At 46.9% G+C, this 18,586-nt stretch carries 16 protein-coding genes and 1 riboswitch; of the genes, 11 read left to right on the forward strand and 5 right to left on the reverse strand.

The features are described 5' to 3' along the window. The first annotated feature begins 1 nt into the window (after nt 1). Nucleotides 2–1,489: a pyruvate kinase gene (gene pyk, locus OM95_RS15050; protein WP_041875565.1), complete on the forward strand. Its 1,488-nt coding sequence runs from the start codon at nt 2–4 to the stop codon at nt 1,487–1,489. A 104-nt stretch (nt 1,490–1,593) separates the two neighbouring features. On the opposite strand, the gene OM95_RS15055 is transcribed toward pyk, so the two are convergent. From OM95_RS15055 to OM95_RS15070, 4 genes are all read right to left on the reverse strand, one after another. Continuing rightward, nucleotides 1,594–2,577: a cyclic nucleotide-binding domain-containing protein gene (locus OM95_RS15055; RefSeq protein ID WP_041875604.1), complete on the reverse strand. Its 984-nt coding sequence runs from the start codon at nt 2,575–2,577 to the stop codon at nt 1,594–1,596. Nucleotides 2,578–2,733: 156 nt separating this feature from the next. After that, nucleotides 2,734–3,390: a CoA transferase subunit B gene (locus OM95_RS15060; RefSeq protein WP_041875567.1), complete on the reverse strand. Its 657-nt coding sequence runs from the start codon at nt 3,388–3,390 to the stop codon at nt 2,734–2,736. 3 nt (nt 3,391–3,393) lie between these two features. Then, the gene (locus tag OM95_RS15065) at nt 3,394–4,092 is read right to left on the reverse strand and encodes a CoA transferase subunit A (RefSeq protein ID WP_041875569.1); all 699 of its coding nucleotides are present in this window, start codon (nt 4,090–4,092) and stop codon (nt 3,394–3,396) included. 6 nt (nt 4,093–4,098) lie between these two features. Further along, nucleotides 4,099–5,274, reverse strand: a complete 1,176-nt coding sequence (locus OM95_RS15070; RefSeq protein ID WP_041875572.1) for a thiolase family protein — start codon at nt 5,272–5,274, stop codon at nt 4,099–4,101. 80 nt (nt 5,275–5,354) lie between these two features. Here OM95_RS15070 and OM95_RS15075 point away from each other — a divergent pair, with 80 nt between their 5' ends. The 3 genes from OM95_RS15075 to OM95_RS15085 all read left to right on the forward strand — a co-directional run bounded on the left by OM95_RS15075 (nt 5,355) and on the right by OM95_RS15085 (nt 8,497). After that, the gene (locus tag OM95_RS15075; RefSeq protein WP_291516577.1) at nt 5,355–6,335 is read left to right on the forward strand and encodes a DUF4097 family beta strand repeat-containing protein; all 981 of its coding nucleotides are present in this window, start codon (nt 5,355–5,357) and stop codon (nt 6,333–6,335) included. 76 nt (nt 6,336–6,411) lie between these two features. Continuing rightward, nucleotides 6,412–7,329, forward strand: coding sequence for a hypothetical protein (locus OM95_RS15080; protein ID WP_041875574.1), 918 nt, complete (start codon nt 6,412–6,414; stop codon nt 7,327–7,329). Nucleotides 7,330–7,929: 600 nt separating this feature from the next. Further along, nucleotides 7,930–8,025: riboswitch (purine riboswitch) on the forward strand. Further along, the gene (locus tag OM95_RS15085) at nt 8,018–8,497 is read left to right on the forward strand and encodes a hypothetical protein (protein ID WP_041875577.1); all 480 of its coding nucleotides are present in this window, start codon (nt 8,018–8,020) and stop codon (nt 8,495–8,497) included. It overlaps the preceding riboswitch by 8 nt. Before the next feature lie 118 nt (nt 8,498–8,615). Here OM95_RS15085 and OM95_RS15090 read toward each other — a convergent pair whose 3' ends face one another. Next, nucleotides 8,616–9,245: a hypothetical protein gene (locus OM95_RS15090; protein WP_041875579.1), complete on the reverse strand. Its 630-nt coding sequence runs from the start codon at nt 9,243–9,245 to the stop codon at nt 8,616–8,618. Between the two features lie 105 nt (nt 9,246–9,350). Between OM95_RS15090 and miaB the strand changes: the two genes are divergently transcribed. From miaB to guaA, 7 genes are all read left to right on the forward strand, one after another. Continuing rightward, on the forward strand, nt 9,351–10,712 hold the full coding sequence (miaB, locus tag OM95_RS15095) for a tRNA (N6-isopentenyl adenosine(37)-C2)-methylthiotransferase MiaB (protein WP_041875582.1): 1,362 nt from the start codon (nt 9,351–9,353) through the stop codon (nt 10,710–10,712). A gap of 2 nt (nt 10,713–10,714) precedes the next feature. Further along, on the forward strand, nt 10,715–11,272 hold the full coding sequence (locus OM95_RS15100) for a DUF151 domain-containing protein (RefSeq protein ID WP_041875584.1): 558 nt from the start codon (nt 10,715–10,717) through the stop codon (nt 11,270–11,272). An 89-nt stretch (nt 11,273–11,361) separates the two neighbouring features. Then, complete coding sequence (locus OM95_RS15105; protein WP_041875586.1) at nt 11,362–13,587, forward strand: cation:proton antiporter; 2,226 nt, start codon at nt 11,362–11,364, stop codon at nt 13,585–13,587. A gap of 91 nt (nt 13,588–13,678) precedes the next feature. After that, the gene (locus tag OM95_RS15110) at nt 13,679–14,866 is read left to right on the forward strand and encodes a patatin-like phospholipase family protein (RefSeq protein ID WP_291516579.1); all 1,188 of its coding nucleotides are present in this window, start codon (nt 13,679–13,681) and stop codon (nt 14,864–14,866) included. 56 nt (nt 14,867–14,922) lie between these two features. Further along, nucleotides 14,923–15,432 (forward strand): gamma carbonic anhydrase family protein, encoded by a 510-nt coding sequence (locus tag OM95_RS15115; RefSeq protein ID WP_041875588.1) that lies wholly within the window; start codon nt 14,923–14,925, stop codon nt 15,430–15,432. Between the two features lie 95 nt (nt 15,433–15,527). After that, nucleotides 15,528–16,991, forward strand: a complete 1,464-nt coding sequence (guaB, locus tag OM95_RS15120; RefSeq protein ID WP_041875590.1) for an IMP dehydrogenase — start codon at nt 15,528–15,530, stop codon at nt 16,989–16,991. Between the two features lie 9 nt (nt 16,992–17,000). Then, nucleotides 17,001–18,521 (forward strand): glutamine-hydrolyzing GMP synthase, encoded by a 1,521-nt coding sequence (gene guaA, locus OM95_RS15125; RefSeq protein WP_041875592.1) that lies wholly within the window; start codon nt 17,001–17,003, stop codon nt 18,519–18,521. Nucleotides 18,522–18,586: the final 65 nt, after the last annotated feature.

Here is an 18,586-nt window from a genome sequence, read left to right on the forward strand (position 1 = left end):
AATGTTAGCAGATCGTCGCGCAAAAATTGTGGCCACTATCGGCCCCGCAACTCGTGATGAAAAGAACTTAGAAAAAGCGATTAAGGCGGGCATGAATGTGGCTCGCCTTAATTTTTCCCACGGCAGTCATGAAGATCACCTTAAGGTGATTCATTCACTGCGAAAACTTTCCCAGGAATTAAGAGCCCCCGTGGCCATTTTGCAGGATCTTCAGGGTCCGAAAATTCGTGTGGGAAAATTCGAAAAAGGTTCTATTGAGATCAAACCGGGTGAGCAATTGGTGATCACGACGGATGCCGTATTGGGAACCACGGGTTTGATTCCCTCTGATTTTAAAGAGCTTCCTTTGGCCTGCTCGCCAGGCACCCGCATTCTTCTTGATGACGGCTTGATGGAGCTGAAGGTTCTTAAAATTCGCGGCCACGAAGTGGATGCGGAAGTTGTCTATGGTGGTATTTTAAAAGACCGTAAAGGAATGAATCTTCCGGGAGTGAATCTTCCGGTCGAGTGCATGACCCCGAAGGATCTTGAGGATCTTGATTTTGGTATCGCCAACAAGGTGGATTACATCGCCTTGAGTTTTGTTCGTCACGCCCGGGATATTCGTAAACTGCGTGAAATCATTGAATCAAAAAATTCCAACGCCAAAATCGTCGCCAAAATTGAAATGGTGGAAGCTTTAGAAAATCTGGAAGAGATTTGCCGTTTAAGCGATGTTGTGATGGTGGCACGCGGCGATTTAGCGGTCGAAGTCGGACAGAGCCGTCTTCCTGGTTTTCAAAAGCGTATCATTCAAGTTTGTAACCAGTTAGGAAAACCGGTTATCACCGCCACTCAGATGCTAGATAGTATGGTGGAAAATCCTCGTCCTACGCGCGCTGAAATCACGGATGTGGCCAACGCGGTTTTGGATGGCTCTGATGCCTTGATGCTTTCTGCCGAGTCGGCCAGTGGTAAACATCCATTTAAGTGCATTCGCACCATGCATGAAATTATCACGGAAGTGGAGCGCAACGAGGAAGAGTACTACAAGCTGTCGTTAGAGAGTGAATTTTTAAGCACTCCTGCAGCGATTGCCGCAAGTGCCTCTTTAAGTGCTTTAAAGCTGAATGCAACGGCGATTATCTGTTTAACCACTTCCGGTAAAACAGCGAATATTATTTCGGGTTTCCGTCCGAAGGCGCGCGTGATTTCCGTGACTCAGCATATGGATGTTTTAAATTCCATGGAGTTGATGTGGGGGATTCAGACTCATGTCATTAAGCCCTATAAAACCATGGAAGACATTCTTAGTCAGATCGATCAACTCATGGTGACTCATGGTTTGGCAAAAACAGGAGACCGGGTGATTTTAACTCTGGGGCAGCCCATTGCCCAGGGAGCGAAAACAAACTCTATTTACGTGCACACGGTGAACGGAGAAAGCTACACAAAGCTTCCTGACGAGCAGTTGCCTTTGCGCTGTCGTGCGGTCACTAGTATCGATTAAAAAGAATAGTTTTTAGAAACAAAAAAAAGCCCAAGAAAACTCTTGGGCTTTTTTATTAAATTAAATGTATGCCTGGCGGCTCCGTGCGCAAGGACGATTTGAGCTTAGCGCAGCTTCTTCTTCAGACTATTCACTATGGACCAGTTGCGCGCCAGCGGTTCGACATAGGGCAGTTCCACCATGATGTAGACGCCTTTTTCATCCATGATTTTTTCGGTGAGATATTTTTTCTCAATCAGAGAGTTCACATCGTCGGGACGAATAAGGTTGCCCAATTCTTTCATGGATTCGTTCTGAACCTCGTTCAGATCCACTTTGTAAAGTCCCTTGTTGTTGGGTTCCACTTTTCGCGCGAAATGCAGAATGCCGTTTAAGACATTGACCTCAGGGTCGGTCATTGCTGGCAAACGATCTTTTTCCTGCTTAAAAAGCCATTCGTTGTACCAATCCACAAACGAGAAAAGTTCCTGGGGTTTTAGGTTTGTGATTTTTTGCGAACCGTCGCCGCGGTCTTCCTGTTTCAAATAACCAAGGTCTGTCAGCGCGTTCACCACGCTTTGCATTTTATTTGTGGCCTCTTGGAAAATCTGAATCGTGTAGTTGCGAATAAGAACAGAGGAAAAAGCCAAAGTGCCTGGAGATTCTTCCTTGCCATATTTGTTTCCGACCAGATTTAAAATGGAAATATACTTATTCACGATATGAGGCGGGAAGCGCTCTTCGTCGGGATTTGAATTCTCAAGAATTTTGATTTTTTTGTTTGCTTCGCGCATGTTCTCGTTCAGAGTTTTCATGATCGCGCGCACCCACACGGGAAGCTGTTCCATTTGTTTCGTCAAAGATTCGTAAGGCAAGGCGATGACTTCGGATTCTTTCGTGGCTTTGACGTTTGCGCTGCGGGGCTTGTTGTCGAAAAGAGCCATTTCTCCGACCATGGCTCCGGGAGCAATTTCCGCCAGGACGATTTCCGTGCTACCTTTGGTTTTCGTAATCGCGAAAGCCCCTGACTTCACAATGTACATAGCATCAGGAGCATCACCTTCACGGAATAGGTAAGTATCTTTCGCCACCTTTTTCTGCTCTGCCACCAAAGACCTCTTTGCTGAATGTGAATTGTTATTATCACTGGAAAAAACACCAGGGGCAAACACTGACTAGACCTTTGATGGAGAGTGTTTTTCTTTGATACAAAAAGACCCCAAGGATTCTTGGGGTCTTTGAAAATAAAGAGATTTGATATTTTTCTAGAAGCTCATCGGTTTGCAGTCGGGAGCGATCGTCATCTTTCCTTCGGTCGCAGCGAGAACTTTTTCCGGAGACAAATCGGGAGCATATTCTTTTAACACGAACCCTTGAGGAGTGACCTCGATCACACCGAAATCACTGACGATTTTTTTAATACACTTTACGCCTGTCAAAGGCAGAGTGCATTTGGTGCGAAGTTTGGAGTTTCCTTCCTTGTCCGTGTGTTGCATAGCTACGATGACGTTGCGAGCTCCAGCCACAAGATCCATGGCGCCGCCCATGCCTTTCACCATTTTTCCTGGAACCATCCAGTTCGCGATACTGCCTTCTTCATCCACTTCCATGGCGCCGAGGACGGTGAGGTCCACGTGTCCACCACGGATCATGGCGAAGCTGTCAGCGCTCGAGAAAAAACTTGCTCCAGGCAGAGCGGTGACTGTTTGTTTTCCAGCGTTGATCAAGTCGGGATCAATGTCTTTCTCGAAGGGGAAAGGCCCCATTCCTAAAAGACCATTTTCGCTTTGTAACATAACAAACTTGTTCGTGGGGATGTAGTTTGCAACCAAAGTCGGAATACCGATTCCTAAGTTGACGCAATACCCATCTTCCACTTCCTGAGCGATACGTTGCGCGATTTGTTCACGAGTTAATGGCATGTCTTAGCCCTTTCTCACAGTTCTTTGCTCGATGCGTTTTTCGTAGTTCGCACCTTTGAAGATGCGCTGTACGTAAACACCTGGAGTGTGGATTTGGTCAGGATCAAGCTCGCCAATTTCGACAAGTTCTTCCACTTCGGCCACAGTGATTTTACCTGCGGTGGCGGCCATCGGATTGAAGTTGCGAGCCGTTTTTCGGAAAACCAGATTCCCGAACTTATCGCCCTTCCAGGCTTTCACAAAGGCAAAGTCACCTGTGATGCCTCTTTCTAGAACGTAAGCACGACCGTCGAAGTTCTTAATTTCTTTTCCTTCAGCGACCAGTGTTCCCACGCCTGTCGGCGTATAGAAACCAGCAATACCGGCGCCGCCAGCACGAATTCTTTCTGCCAGCGTGCCTTGTGGACAAAATTCCAGTTCGAGTTCGCCACTCATATAGAGTTTTTCGAACAGGGCATTTTCACCCACATAAGATGAAATCATTTTTTTAATCTGGCGATTTTGCAAAAGCTGGCCCAAACCGAAGTCATCCACACCGGCGTTGTTTGAAACGCAGGTCAGGCCTTTGACTCCCATATCACGAAGAGTCGCGATGCAGTTTTCCGGGATTCCGCAAAGGCCGAATCCCCCCAGAATCAAGGTCATGTTGTCTTTCACGTCAAAGAGCGCGCTCTTTGCATCGGCAAAAACTTTTTTGCTCATGACCGACTACGCTTTTTCCACGATCAAAGCAACAGCCTCACCACCACCGATGCACAAAGTTGCCAGACCATAGCGTTTATTGTGCGTGTGCAGACCGTGTACCAAGGTTGCAAGAATACGCGCACCTGAAGCGCCGATCGGATGACCGATGGCCACAGCTCCGCCATGCACGTTGACCTTTTCAGCCGGGATTTCAAGTTCTTTCATGGCAATTTGAGTCACCACGGCGAAAGCTTCATTGATTTCCCACATGTCGATATCACCTACGTTCAAGTTGGCTTTTGCCAAAGCTTTTTTGATCGCACCCACGGGTGCCGTCGTGAAGTACTTAGGTTCGTGTGCGAAAGTACCGTGAGCGACGATTTTTGCCAAAGGTTTCAAACCACGTTTTTTGGCTTCGCTCTCGGACATCAAGACGTGAGCGGCAGCGCCGTCGTTGATTTTTGAAGCATTCGCAGCTGTGATTGTTCCAGCCTTGTCAAAAGCCGGCTTCAAGCCTGGGATCTTATCAAAGTTCGTGTTGAAGGGCTCTTCATCTTTATCCACTGTCACAGGGCCTTTTTTGCCTTCAATAGTGACGGGAACGATTTCGTTTTTGAATAGGTTCTTGCTCCAAGCGTCCTGTGCTTTTTTGTAGGAATCAATAGCGAAAGCATCTTGTTGTTCGCGAGTGAAATTATGCTCTTTTACACAGATTTCCGCCGCACTTCCCATGTGGAAATTGTTATACGGATCCCACAGGCCGTCTTTGATCATAGAATCAGTCATTTGGGTTGGACCCATGCGATAGCCCGAACGGGAGTTTTCCAACAAATGCGGAGCCAAAGTCATGTTCTCTTGACCGCCAGCAACGGCGACTTTCGTGTTGCCCAAAGCGATCGAGTCCGCAGCAAGCATGACGGCTTTCAAGCCGGAGCCGCAGACTTTATTGATCGTCAGACAAGGCGTCGTATTTTTCAAACCTGCGTAGATCGCGGCTTGACGAGCCGGTGCTTGGCCTACGCCCGCAGTTAAAACTTCACCCATAATACACTCGTCAATTTCGTCGGGAGAAACGCCCGCACGAGAGATCGCTTCTTTGATTGCAATCGCACCGAGTTTTGGTGCCGGAAGAGAAGAGAAACCTCCCTGAAAAGAAGCCACAGGAGTTCTTACACTGCTCACAATTACGACATTTTCCATTTTTCACCTCTATTAGTTGTCAATGCCCCGATACTTTTTTATATTTTAAAGGCAGAGTCAATTTCCCAGGGAGTCAACGCATGTCAGCGATCAGTGTCATTCTTACTTCTTTTCTATTTCAGCCGCTTATGGCCGCCACATTTGAAGTTCCTGTCGCCGAAGGAGATCGTCTGGTCCTCAAAGGATTGGATGCCCAGGTGCAGGTTGTGGGACAGGGTGGTAATTTCTTAAAAGTTTCTGGCGTGGATGAGGCCAGCACCGAGGGCTTATTTGTTGTTACGAAGAGGAATAATATCATCGAAGTGAAGATGAATGAATACGCTGGAAAAAAGAACTGGTTGAACATCTTGCCTAAGGGCGGCGGAGTTGCGAGAAAAATTGAAATTTGGGGAGCAGCCGTGCCTGCGGAAATCCAGTTGCGCAGCGGTTCTGTCGTCGCGCAGAAGTGGAGCAAAGATTTGAAAGCGAGCGTGACTCAAGGTCGCGTCAGTTCGCTTAACGGCGCGGGTTCTTTGAATGTCTACGTGCAAAAAGGCGATATCAACATTGCAGAGCATACGGGAAAAGTGGACGCGGATTCGTACAACGGCACCATGACGCTTAAGAATATTCAGGGCGATGTGAGCGCCAGTCTTTTTTCGGGTCAGTTGCAGATCGAAAAAGTGCGCGGCTTTTTGACTTTGGCGACTCAGCAATCCAATAGCAAAATCAATCAAGGAAATGGCACCATTCAGTTTGAAAATGGCCGGGGAAGTCTGAGTATTCAAGGCTTCCAAGGACGCATGGAAGGGCAAAATCAGGAAGGCTCAGTCAGCGTGACGATGACTTTGGATTCGGAGCTGGATGTGAAAGCAAAATCCGGCAAGGTTGCAGTGCAAGTGCCGGCTTCGTCTGGGATGAGCTTGAATTTGCTGACGACCGAAGGCGAAATCTTCGTTCCTTCAGAATTGAAAGTGACCAAATTAAGTGCAGAAAAATCGGTGCGTGGACGTCTGCGGGGCGATGCGCAAAGAGGAAGCGTATTTGTGCGCAGTCAAGATGGAACAATTTCCGTGAAATGAGTTGACGCCCCTCTAGAAATGCATCACACATGAAAGACTAATTGTTACGCGATCTAAGCACTATCTAGGTAGAATTATGGCAAAAATCGTTAAAAAGAAGCCCGCAGCAAAACCTGCTGCAAAATCTGCTAAAAAGGCGCCCGCAAAAGCGGCCGCAAAACCTGCTCCTAAAAAAGCGGCACCTAAGGCTGTGGTTAAGAAAAAGGCTGACAAAGCTCCGGTAAAACCGGTGGCTAAAAAGCCTGAAGTAAAGAAAAAGCCCGAGGTGAAAGCTCCTGCGAAAGCAGGAGTTAAGTCCGCAAAGGAAAAGGACGTCAAAGAGACGAAAGTCGTCGAGACGAAGAAGCAAGATAAAAAGGCGGCTGCTCCTCAGCCTGTTGCTGATAAAACGGCGAAAAAGGACGCGAAAGCTCCTGTCGCTGCTAAAAAAGGCAAAGGTAAAAAGGAAAAAGAGAAGGAAGAATCCGATCTTGATGACGACTTTATTGCTGATGACGATTTGATGGGCGATGAAATTGGCGAGTACGAAGAAGAACTGAAAGCCGTTGAAGAGTCCGAAGAAGATGTCGAAGAAGAAGAAGAATGGTCGGGCGAAGAAAAGCCTAAGACAGATGAAGAGATCATTCTGACAGATGCAGAAGGCAATCGCTATTGCCGCGCTCGTGATTGTGACCAGATTGCTGCGGTCGATGCTTATTGCCGTTACCACTATCTTCTTTTCTGGAAGAAGATCCAAGTTCGTAAGAAGATCTTGGCCGATGGTAAATTGGAGCGTTATGTAGATGAGTTGACGTCCCGTTATCCAGATAAATTCTTGGAAATGATCCGTCGTGATTTGCGTACGGAAAAGGACTTCTTGGCGGCGATTCAGGAACTTGAGATTGATGAATCAGCTCAGGATAATGAGTTTGAAGAGGATACTAGTGCCTTTATTGAAGAAGTCCGCGGTATGGGTGACAATGGCACTCCAGGCGTCGAGGACGACGAGTACTAGTTGTTATATTGATAAATTAACGAAAAGCCCCGCTAGCGATGCTGTCGGGGCTTTTTTTTGTCCGTTTGGCAAAGGGCGCGTTGCAGTTATATTTCTTCAATACCTTTCATTGAAGTCACCGTGAGTTCAAAAGGGGTTGGCTGCGTTCGTACTTCTCTAAGCACGATCCTTTCGCTAGAAAATCCTTATCTATTTGCTAGCTATTTCAGGGGTGCTCGTGATGGGCATTGCAGACTTGAGGGGTGTTTTACCGCCACGGTGGCGGTAAAAATCCTGTTCACCAGGAGAGAACTTCATTCTTCATTCTTCATTCATTTATTTATTTATTTATTTATTCTTTGGCTATCGCTCTTTCAGTCTTGTTGTCTTATCTAGATGAATGAAACCACTCATCCCCGGGGGCTTATTAAATTTAGGTACGTTCTTAAAGCAGGGATGTCTTGATGACTCATTTCTTATGTTTCTGATGCATTACGCTATTGCCGGCATATCGGAAGATTCCATTTTGATTTGTTTGGGAATGGTTAAGATTTGAGTTTGCTGTTGCGTTAAAGCCGCTACCACGGACTTTTTTCATTGCAAGAAAGAAATCTGATCGGTAGGACTAACCGAAATTGTTCAAATATATGTCAGAGATGGGTCTGATGTTTCTACCTGCCACCGTAAGGGCAGACTATTTGGAGGGGAAATGTTTAAGAGCGCGGCTCTTTTAGCAGTAGTGGTTTTGTTATCAACGGTTTCTCATGCGGATGGGAACTTTCCAAAGGGGCCGGATGCCAGTCTAACTCCGGGTGCTCTTTGTTCACGAGCGGATTCTTACAGATATCCTGAAAAGATCAAATACTGCGAACGTGATGTCTCTTCTTCTGAAAAAGCAGCTATCTTCCAAAAGTACGACCAGCTTGGCTACCGTACTCGTTCTATGAAACGTCAGGCGTTTAAAATCGATCACTACATCCCACTGTGTGCCGGTGGTGCGAATTCAGAGAGAAATCTTTGGCCACAGCATGAAAGCATTTACAGAATCACGGACCAGCTTGAAGCTTTGGTTTGCGAAAAGATGGCTGAAGGCCGCTTGAAGCAAAAGGAAGCCGTGGCGCTGATCATGCAAGCAAAGAACAACTTGGATGAGGTTCCTGAGATCGAAGCACAGGTTCGCGCTCTTTAATTTAAAAATATAAATTCAATCTCTCTCGGAGGGGTGCCCATGTCGCAAAACGATGTGGGCTTTTTTTTTTATTTAAAGCAGATTGAAATAAAAAAAAGCCTCCCAAGGGAGGCTTTGCTTAGTGAAGATCGTCTTTCTTCTTTTTCGGTCCACCGAACATACGCGGTCCACGATCTTCGCTGTCATCCTCATCGTCGTCTTCTTCGTCTTCCGGCGTGAAGTCCTCATCATCACGAGGAGGAGAAAGCTCTTCGCTTTGTTCGGCCCGAGAAAGAGCATCTTCGTCGGATTCGTCCGTTTCGTTGTACAAAGACTCTTTATCCACGCCCAAAAGTTTGTTGGCTTCAGCTTCTAAAGAAGAGTTTTCTGTGGTGAATTGCAGATAAAGTTTTTTCCCTTGAAATGGAAATTCCTTCCAAGTGTAGGGGAAGTCGACTTCACCGTCGTTTTCCAAATAGTCCATCATCATTCCAGCGGCAGCGTCCACGCAGTTGTGAATGCGTTGGACGGCGTCCTGCTGATCCTGAGAGTAACTCATGGAAACTTCGAAGTTTGCTTGCGCAAGGCGGCCTTTTTCAAGATATCCGACGCGCAGCAGAATTTCTTCAGGATAAATACGACCGTCGATAACGAGTTCCGCATTGTCGAGATATTGGGCGAAGTTTTCGGTAAAAACGGCCTGAATCTGTTCTGAGTACTCTTTAGGGAAGGCAGTCCATTTTTTTGAGCTTTTAAGTCTTGGATTCATAGGAGACCTCTGCACCCGAGAGACGTTTTTTGCGTCGGGCATTTTGACAAAATTAAGACGCTCCTCTATAACTCACTTTCTTTAATGACACAAGAGGTAAGAACCGTGGAAAACACTTCGCAAAACCCTGAAAGTCTTCAGCAAAACAACGACATCGGTCAGGGCCGTGGTGTTTATATTTCGACGTACGGCTGTCAGATGAATGTCAATGACACCGAACGAATGTATTCCCTGCTAGAGATGCAAAATTTCACTCCGGTAGAAAAACCAGAGGATGCTTCCCTGATTATTATCAACTCTTGCAGTGTGCGTGAAAAGCCTGTGCACAAAGTTTATTCTGAAGTGGGTACTTTCAGAAAGATGAAAGAGAAAAACCCCGAACTGCGTATTGGTGTGGGTGGTTGCGTAGGACAGCAGGAAAAAGAGAATTTGATCAAGAATCAACCGATGATCGATTTCGTCTTCGGGACGGATCAAATCGACAATCTTCCGAACTTGGTGGCGAGAACCTACGAAGGTGAAAAAAAGCTGATCAATGCGAAGTTTGAACACCGGGCGCCTTATCACATTGAAACCATGGTTCGTAATCCAGGTGTTGCGACTTTCGTGAACATCACCAAGGGCTGCGATAATTTCTGTACGTTCTGTGTGGTGCCTTACACTCGCGGTCGCGAAAAATCCCGTCCTTTGCAGCACATCCTGACGGACATTCGTCATCTCGTGAAACGGGGAGTGAAGGAAGTGACGTTGCTTGGACAAAACGTCAATTCGTACAAGGCCGAAGAAGGTCTTGATTTTGCCGATTTGATGGCGAAGGTTGCGACAGAGACGGACATTGAAAGAATTCGTTTCACCACGTCTCATCCAAAAGACTTCAATCAGAAGTTGGCGGACACCATGGCCGCGCATCAAGATAAGATCATGGAGTACATCCACCTTCCGTTCCAAAGCGGAAATTCTCGCATTTTGGATCGTATGAACCGCAATTACACGCGCGAACACTATTTGGAAAAAATCGCGATGTTGAAGAAAACCATTCCGAACGTGGTTTTCTCTACCGACATCATCGTGGGCTTCCCCGGTGAAACGGAAGAAGAGTTTCAAGATACGGTGTCGCTGGTCGAAGAAGTGGGTTTTGAGACCATCTTTGCCTTTAAGTATTCTCCACGTCCTTTCACGAAGGCCGCGAAGTTTGAAGATCAAGTCAACGAAGAGGTAAAAACAGAGCGCTTGAATCGTCTGTTTGATGCCCATGATAAAATGGCTTTTGAATTGGTAAAAAGATATGAAGGCCAAGTGATGAAGGTCCTGGTGGAAAACGTCGACCGCGAAGACGGAAAGATTCAGGGACGCAGCACTGGCAACAAACTTGTTCACTTCATGGGAAGCAAAGATCTTATTGGTCAGACCGTGAATGTGAAAATCACCAAAGCCTTCCCGGCGGTCTTCAGAGGAGAATTAGTTTAGACATGAAAGATCTTTTGGATTTACAAAATCTTAAAGCTCAGATTGTGTTTGCGCAAGACACGCAAGAAGAGGAAACCTTTCATCAGAATGATCTGGTGCAGATGTTTCCCTATGGTCTGTCGGTCACGACCGATGCGGCTCGTCCTTTTTTTCTTTTAAAAGATGAAGCGCACATGTACACCTTGCCGGTCGCGGTCAGCCCTATTGATGCGGGCGTGGCTCTGTCACAAAACAATAAACTGGTGCCGGAGTCCTCACCCCATAAATTCACTGCGGTTTTGCTGAGCTCGTTGGGGATTGAAATCAAACAAGCTGTCTTTGTCGAGATCAAAGGTTCGCATCAATATGTGCGCCTTTATATCAGTGGACATCCGCAGACGAACTCCGTAAAGCTGCGTGCCGATGAAGCGATGTCTTTGTGTCTTTATCTAAATGTGCCTCTTTTCGCGACAAAATCTTTTATTGGACGCTCGCGTATTTTGAATGCCGAAATTGAAGGTGGAGCACAGAAGTCTCAGAACTTTGGATTGTTCGATCGTGGGACAGGTTATCTGAATTAGTTTCGGTAGCACTGCACAATATCGCAAAAAAATTGCAGTTCTCGGGGATAAAGGGTTGGAGATCGGGTTGTTCTTTGTAAAAATGAGGCATGACACATTTGCCTCATTTGATCACTGATCTTGGTTTTATTCTCATCATTGCGGCTTTTGCCACTCTCTTATTTAAAAAATTAGGCCAGCCTTTGGTGTTAGGGTATTTGATCGCGGGTTTTCTAGTCAGTCCGCACGTGCCTTTTTTTCCCACGGTCACAGATAACGAAAGCATCAAGGTCTGGTCTGAAATTGGTGTGATTTTTCTTTTGTTCAGTTTGGGATTAGAGTTCAGCTTTAAAAAGCTTTTCAAGGTCGGCGGCTCCGCAGGCTTTGCCGCCATCTTTGAAGTCGTCTTCATGGTCGGGTTTGGTTATCTTTTTGGACAGATGTTTGGTTGGAACAGTATCGACAGTCTTTTCTTCGGTGCGATTCTTTCGATGTCGTCAACGACGATCATCGTCCGCGTTTTTCAAGAAATGGGATTGAAAGGCAAAAAGTTTGTTGAATTGGTTTTTGGTGTTCTCGTGGTTGAAGACATCATGGCCATTTTGCTTTTGGTCCTGTTGACGGCTATCGCCGGTTCGGGCGAGTTTTCAACTGCGCGCCTGGCTCTGGATGGACTCCGTCTGTTCTTTTATATCGCCCTGTGGTTTATCGTGGGGATCTTCGTTATTCCAATATTCCTTCGCCGCATCCGCCGGCTTCTGGAGGATGAAACGACTTTATTAGTGGCTATTGGGCTTTGCTTTTTGATGGTGATGATTGCCGCTTATGTAGGCTTTTCTCCAGCCCTGGGGGCTTTTGTGATGGGTTCACTTTTGGCCGAAACGCCTGAAGGTCATAATATGGAAAAGGTTTTGCAGTCAGTGAAAAATCTTTTTGCGGCTGTGTTCTTTGTTTCGGTCGGGATGATGATTGATCCGAAAATTCTTTTGGAAAGATGGGATCTTATCATTATTGTGACGTTGTTGACGGTGGTTGGAAAATTCCTCAGTACTTTTTTGGGAACTATTTTATCTGGTCAAACTCGCAAAGTGTCTTTTCAGGCCGGAATGAGTATGGCGCAAATCGGAGAGTTCTCTTTTATCATCGCCTCTTTGGGTGTGACGATGAAAGTGACGAGCGACTTCCTTTACCCTTTGGCCATTGCGACGTCAGCGGTCACCACTTTCACGACTCCTTATCTTATTAAATTTTCGGGGCCGTTGCATAACTGGGTGGAAGCAAGGCTGCCGGAAGGAATTAAACTTATTCACGATCGTTATCAGCAGTCCTTTAATCAAGAGGGACGAGTCCGAGTGGGCGCTTTGATTTTTAGAACCTATGGTCTAAAGATTTTAATGAACACCGTGATGGTTGTGGCGATTCTTTTGGCGTTTAATACTTTCCTTGTGGGTGAAGTGCAGAATTATCTGCAGGAAAGTTCTTGGGCAAGCAGTGTGTCGCTGTTCCTGTGTCTGTTACTTTGCGGCCCTTTTCTGTGGGGGATCGTCATGGGCAGTCCGGCCTTGCGATCTGAAAGAGATGTGGAAGAGTTGCAGAAACTTCGTGGTTTGCAAGCGGGACTTTTTGCAGGACGTTTGCTTTTGGGGTTTGTCTTAGTGTCGGCCATCCTTTCGCAATTTGTGACAGCGAAAATGGCCACAGGTGTGATTGTCGCTGTTTTCTTAATTGCGGCGGTCTTGGCGCAACTTTGGGTTAAAAAGCTTTATCAATTGATTGAAAAAAACTTCCTGAAAAATCTGACGGAAAAAGAGCGCAAAGAACTAGTCAGCGCCAATGTTGCTAAAAACTTTCTGCCTTGGGAAGCCACTTTGGGAAGTTATGAGATCTTTCCAGAGTCCGGCATCGTCGGGAAGAGTTTGCGAGAGCTTTCTTTCAAAGAAAAATACGGCGTCACCGTGGCGGCGGTTTTTCGTGGCACTCATCGTACGTTTGCGCCAGATGGGGAATTTATCGTCTACCCCTTTGATCGGTTGATCTGTTTCGGAAGTGAGGAAGAGCTGCAAAAGTTTCATCTGACGTTAGAGACGGAACGCTCTTTAAAGACCCAGCCAGCTCAAACCGATCAACAAGATTTCAAGCTGGTGTCCTTTGCCGTGACCGAGGATTCGCCGTTTAAAGATAAATCCATTCGCGAAAGTGGTTTGCGCGAACGAACCCATGGCATGGTTGTCGGCATTGAAAGAGGCTCGGAAAGAGTCTTAGGTCCAAGGGCGAGCTTTGTTATTCTGGAAAACGATCTTTTATGGGTGGTTTCTGACCGAAAGCAAAATGCCTAGTTTGAAATCGTGTATTTCGTCTGTTTGTTAAGGCCGGTTTTTTCTCTTCCGCCAAATGGATCTATTATAAAAATCCAGGGAAGGAGCCGGCATGCCTTGTTTGGGACTTGTTCTATCAGGTGGAGGCGCACGAGGAGCTTATCAGGCTGGTGTTCTTGCCGCTATCGCTCATGTCGCCAATAAACTCAATATAAGAAATCCTTTTCAGATTTATAGTGGTGTTAGTGCGGGCGCTATCAATGTTTGCATGCTAGCGGGCCATAGCGGTGACTTCGTTGAAGGAGCGCGGAACTTGGTTTCCCTGTGGAGTCATATCACTAGTGACCAAGTCTTCTACGCGGACCTTATGGCCCTTTCGCGTGGTGGTTTGCAGTGGATGAGTGAACTTTCCTTAGGGGGAGGTAAAAGTGAAACGTCCCTGCGTTCGTTGCTGAGCACTCATCCCTTGAACAATTTTATTTCTGATCAATGTCACTTCGACCAGATCGAAAAGAAAATTAAGACCGGCAATTTGCGCGCTATTAGTGTTTCCGCTTTAGACTACGACAGTGTTTCCACGGTCACCTTTTATCAGGGCGCTGCGGATATTCTGCCGTGGGAACGCGGAATGCATCGCAGTGAAAAAGCTGTTTTAACAACGGAACATGTGATGGCGTCGTCAGCGATTCCGTTGCTTTTTCCGCCCATTAAAATTGGCGAGCGCTATTTCGGCGATGGGTGCATTCGCAATCAATCTCCCTGCGGACCTGCGATTTATATGGGTGCGGATAGTTTGATCGCCATTGGAGTTCGACGGCGGCAAGACACGTGGTATTCCTATCACCACAATTTAAGCACGACGGTGCCGACAGTTTCCCGCGTCGCCAACGTTCTTATGAACGCGGTGATGATGGATGGTTTTGAGTCGGACGTAAATCGCCTGGAGCAAATCAACCAGGGATTTTCCTCTTTAACCTCGGGACAAAGAAAAAAATCGACTGTTCGCAAAATCGACTATCTGTGGATCTCGCCCTCTGTGGACTTTTCCGAGATTGCAAAAGAGAAAGGTTCCGAGTTGCCACGGATGATTCGCTATCTTCTGCGTGGCCCCGGTTCAATGGAAGAATCGCGTGAGATGTTGAGCTATCTTTTATTTACGCCCCATTACTGCAAGCAGTTGGTTGATATCGGTTTTTCTGATGGAATGAAGGAAAAAGACAGGATCGAAGAGTTGATCGTCACGAAGGCGGCAAAACCCCATTCTGTAAAGCATCACGCCAATTCACGAAGTGTTCAATGATTCTTGCATTGCACTAAAAAAGTCGTATTCTAAGGAGCGATCTAGGGGATGGTTCTATGAACGACATTTTTGTAAGAGCTCGTGGCATTTCACCGGTAGTTGCTGAAGATGTATTTATTGCTGACAACGCGCGAATCATCAGCGACGTGGAAATCGGCCAGGGTTCCTCGATCTGGTATAACGTGGTTATTCGCGGGGATGTTATGCCGATTCGTATCGGTAAAGAAGTCAATGTTCAGGATGGTTCCGTGATTCACGGCACCTATGGAAAATGGGGCACCACGCTTCATGATCGCGTGACTATTGGGCATTTGGTGATGCTTCACGGGTGTGAAGTAGGACGTGGCACGCTTGTTGGCATGGGCTCAATTCTTATGGATGGTGTGAAGGTAGGGGAACACTGTCTTATCGGCGCAGGCTCTCTTTTAACCGAAGGAACGGAAATTCCCCCGCGCAGTTTGGTGGTAGGACGCCCTGCGAAAGTCAAACGGTCCCTGACAGATGAAGAAGTGGCTCTTTTAGAAAAGTCCGCCGACAACTACCTCCTATACAAAACCTGGTATTAACACGCGCTTTAAAAACTTATTTCTGACAGAGTTCCTGTTGAACTCTCAAATTTTTCGTTTGAGAATGAAGAAACCCTGTCAGGAGCAAGTCTTTTATGGAACGCGAAATTCCCTACGCCTTAACCTTTGATGACATTCTTCTTCTTCCCCAATATTCCGAAATCACACCGACGGAAGTGATTCCTCGCGCGCTTTTTGCCCGAGACAAATATTTAAACACGCCGATCATTTCCGCAGCGATGGATACTGTCACTGAAAATCGCATCGCCCGTGTAATGGCCCAACACGGGGGCTTGGGGATTATTCATAAAAATCTTGATATCGATAAGCAGGCCCTTGAAGTTGAAAAAGTGAAGAAGTACGAGTCTGGTATGATTATGGACCCGATTACGCTGGGCCCCGATCACCTGGTGCAGGAAGCCGTGAATCTGATGGAGAAATTTTCTATCAGTGGCGTGCCGATCACGGTTGATGGTGAATTGGTCGGGATTCTGACCAATCGCGATCTGCGTTTTGAGGAAAACTTCAACCAACCTATTCGCAATCTGATGACGAAAGAAGATCTGGTCACCGCAAAAATGGGGACCACGTTGGATGAAGCTAAAAAGATTTTGCAAAAGCATCGTATTGAAAAACTTCCGGTGGTGGACGCAAAAGGAAAATTGAAAGGCCTTATCACTATCAAGGATATTGAAAAAGCCAAGAATTATCCTCAAGCCACAAAGGATGAACACGGACGTCTTTTTGTGGGGGCTGGTGTCGGAGTGGGCGCTGACTCCCGGGACCGCGCAGATGCCTTGGTTGCCGCGGGTGTGGATGTTCTGTGTGTCGACACGGCTCATGGTCATTCGAAGAACGTGATTGAAATGGTGAAGTACATTTCGCAAAAACACAAAGATGTGATTGTTGTCGCGGGCAACGTGGTGACGGCGGATGGCACGAAAGCTCTTCTGGATGCGGGAGCTGAAGTTGTGAAAGTGGGCGTGGGACCGGGAAGTATTTGTACAACCCGTGTTGTCGCCGGTGTGGGCATGCCGCAGATTTCAGCGGTTATCGAGTGCGCCAAACTGGCAAAGTCCAAAGGAAAAACAGTGATCGCCGATGGTGGCATTAAATTTTCCGGTGACATCACAAAAGCATTGGCCCTCGGTGCTAATACAGTGATGATCGGAAACCTTCTTGCGGGAGCCGAAGAGTCCCCTGGTGAAACCATCTTGTTCCAGGGACGTACCTATAAAGTTTATCGCGGCATGGGAAGTATTGGAGCCATGTCTCGCGGCTCTAAAGATCGTTATGGGCAGATGGATATTGAAGAAAACGACAAACTGGTGCCGGAAGGAATCGAAGGCAAAGTGGCTTACAAAGGATCTGCTTCGGGTGTCATTCACCAATTGGTGGGCGGTCTTAAATCCGGAATGGGTTACTTGGGCGCGCGCAACATCGACGAGCTTCAAGCCAAAGCGAAGTTTGTGCGTATTTCAGCAATGGGTCTTCGCGAGTCTCACGTGCATGATGTCAGCATCACGAAAGAAGCTCCTAACTATCGCATTGAAACTTAGGAGTCGGTGATGCGCGGTTTTGTTATTTTAGATTTTGGTTCTCAGTTCACCCAATTGATTGCGCGTCGCTTGCGCGAGTTGGGATTTTATTCGGAAATTCATTCTTACAAATTTCCGGTCGAAGAAATTCGCAAAAGAAATCCCTATGGGATTATTTTGAGTGGTGGGCCAAATTCGGTTTACGAAAGTGGAGCGCCACAACGAGATGTCCATGAGCTTCGTAACATAAGTCCTTTAATGGGCGTGTGTTATGGAATGCAGTTGCTCACGCATCAATTGGGCGGAAAGGTTTCGCGTTCGGAACATCGTGAGTATGGTTTGAATTATGTAACATGGACTTCAGTCATAGGTAGTATTCCGCATCGTCAAAAAGTATGGATGAGTCATGGTGATGTCGTGGAAAAGCCGCCGGAAGGTTTTCAAGTCATTGGCATGTCGGATGGAAATCATCCTGCGGCGATGCAGGGGCCTGGCGTGTTGGCAGTGCAGTTTCATCCGGAAGTGGCGCACACGGATCACGGCACAGATCTTTTGAGATATTTTGCGCAAGAGATGTGTCACGCTCCAGCGGATTGGGATGCGCCCCATATCAAGGATATGCTAATTGAAAACGTGCGCCAACAGGTCGGTCCTTCGGATCATGTTCTGGTGGGGCTGAGTGGCGGGGTGGATTCAACTGTGGTGGCCACACTTCTAACGAAGGCGTTAGGGGCTGAACGTGTTCACTGTGTTTTTGTCGACAACGGTCTTTTGCGTAAGAATGAATTTACTACGGTTTTGGAAAATTATCACCGGATCGGTTTGAATGTGAAGGGTGTTGATGCTTCGGAAGAATTCCTGTCGGCTCTGCAGGGAAAATCTGATCCAGAGGAAAAACGCAAAACCATTGGTCGAGTGTTCATCGAAGTCTTCGATAAAAGTTATGACACCAATTTCCCGATCAAATGGCTGGCGCAAGGAACGTTGTACCCCGATGTGATTGAAAGTGTTTCTTCCGTCGGTGGCAGTGTGACGATCAAGTCCCATCATAACGTCGGCGGATTGCCGGAAAAAATGAATCTGGGGTTGGTCGAACCGGTCAGGGAATTGTTTAAAGATGAAGTGCGTGCATTGGGTGCGCAATTGGGTTTGCCCCATGAAATGTTGTGGCGCCATCCATTCCCGGGACCGGGTTTGGCCATCCGTGTGCTGGGTGAGGTGACCAAAGAAAAACTGCAGATTCTTAAAGAGGCGGATGATGTTTTTATTTCAGAACTTCGTCGGCGCGGCCTATATGAAAAGATCTGGCAGGCCTTCTGTGTTCTGTTGCCGGTAAAAACGGTCGGTGTGCAAGGGGACTCGCGCACCTATGATCACGTTCTTTCTTTGCGGGCAGTGACTTCCAGTGATGGGATGACTGCGGACTGGTATCCTTTTGAATTTCAATTCTTAAGGGAAGTCTCTAATATGATTACGAACAAAGTGAAGGGTGTGAATCGTGTGGTGTACGATATCACCAGCAAGCCGCCGGGGACGATCGAATGGGAGTAGTGCGGACTTTATAAACTGATCCCGTAGTCTGGTTGTAGCGCGGGGGATTTGGTGCGGAGGAAATA

Origin of the sequence: Bdellovibrio sp. ArHS (genome assembly GCF_000786105.1) — a bacterium.
In the GTDB taxonomy this organism is placed as follows: Bacteria; Bdellovibrionota; Bdellovibrionia; order Bdellovibrionales; family Bdellovibrionaceae; genus Bdellovibrio.

What these genes read in the sequence shown, in the direction of transcription:
- pyk (WP_041875565.1), top strand. Translation starts at nt 2, where the DNA reads ATGTTAGCAGATCGTCGCGCAAAAATTGTGGCCACTATCGGCCCCGCA.
- OM95_RS15060 (WP_041875567.1), bottom strand. Translation starts at nt 3,390, where the DNA reads ATGCCATTAACTCGTGAACAAATCGCGCAACGTATCGCTCAGGAAGTG.
- OM95_RS15065 (WP_041875569.1), bottom strand. Translation starts at nt 4,092, where the DNA reads ATGAGCAAAAAAGTTTTTGCCGATGCAAAGAGCGCGCTCTTTGACGTG.
- OM95_RS15070 (WP_041875572.1), bottom strand. Translation starts at nt 5,274, where the DNA reads ATGGAAAATGTCGTAATTGTGAGCAGTGTAAGAACTCCTGTGGCTTCT.
- OM95_RS15075 (WP_291516577.1), top strand. Translation starts at nt 5,355, where the DNA reads ATGTCAGCGATCAGTGTCATTCTTACTTCTTTTCTATTTCAGCCGCTT.
- OM95_RS15080 (WP_041875574.1), top strand. Translation starts at nt 6,412, where the DNA reads ATGGCAAAAATCGTTAAAAAGAAGCCCGCAGCAAAACCTGCTGCAAAA.
- OM95_RS15085 (WP_041875577.1), top strand. Translation starts at nt 8,018, where the DNA reads ATGTTTAAGAGCGCGGCTCTTTTAGCAGTAGTGGTTTTGTTATCAACG.
- OM95_RS15090 (WP_041875579.1), bottom strand. Translation starts at nt 9,245, where the DNA reads ATGAATCCAAGACTTAAAAGCTCAAAAAAATGGACTGCCTTCCCTAAA.
- OM95_RS15100 (WP_041875584.1), top strand. Translation starts at nt 10,715, where the DNA reads ATGAAAGATCTTTTGGATTTACAAAATCTTAAAGCTCAGATTGTGTTT.
- OM95_RS15105 (WP_041875586.1), top strand. Translation starts at nt 11,362, where the DNA reads ATGACACATTTGCCTCATTTGATCACTGATCTTGGTTTTATTCTCATC.
- OM95_RS15110 (WP_291516579.1), top strand. Translation starts at nt 13,679, where the DNA reads ATGCCTTGTTTGGGACTTGTTCTATCAGGTGGAGGCGCACGAGGAGCT.
- OM95_RS15115 (WP_041875588.1), top strand. Translation starts at nt 14,923, where the DNA reads ATGAACGACATTTTTGTAAGAGCTCGTGGCATTTCACCGGTAGTTGCT.
- guaB (WP_041875590.1), top strand. Translation starts at nt 15,528, where the DNA reads ATGGAACGCGAAATTCCCTACGCCTTAACCTTTGATGACATTCTTCTT.
- guaA (WP_041875592.1), top strand. Translation starts at nt 17,001, where the DNA reads ATGCGCGGTTTTGTTATTTTAGATTTTGGTTCTCAGTTCACCCAATTG.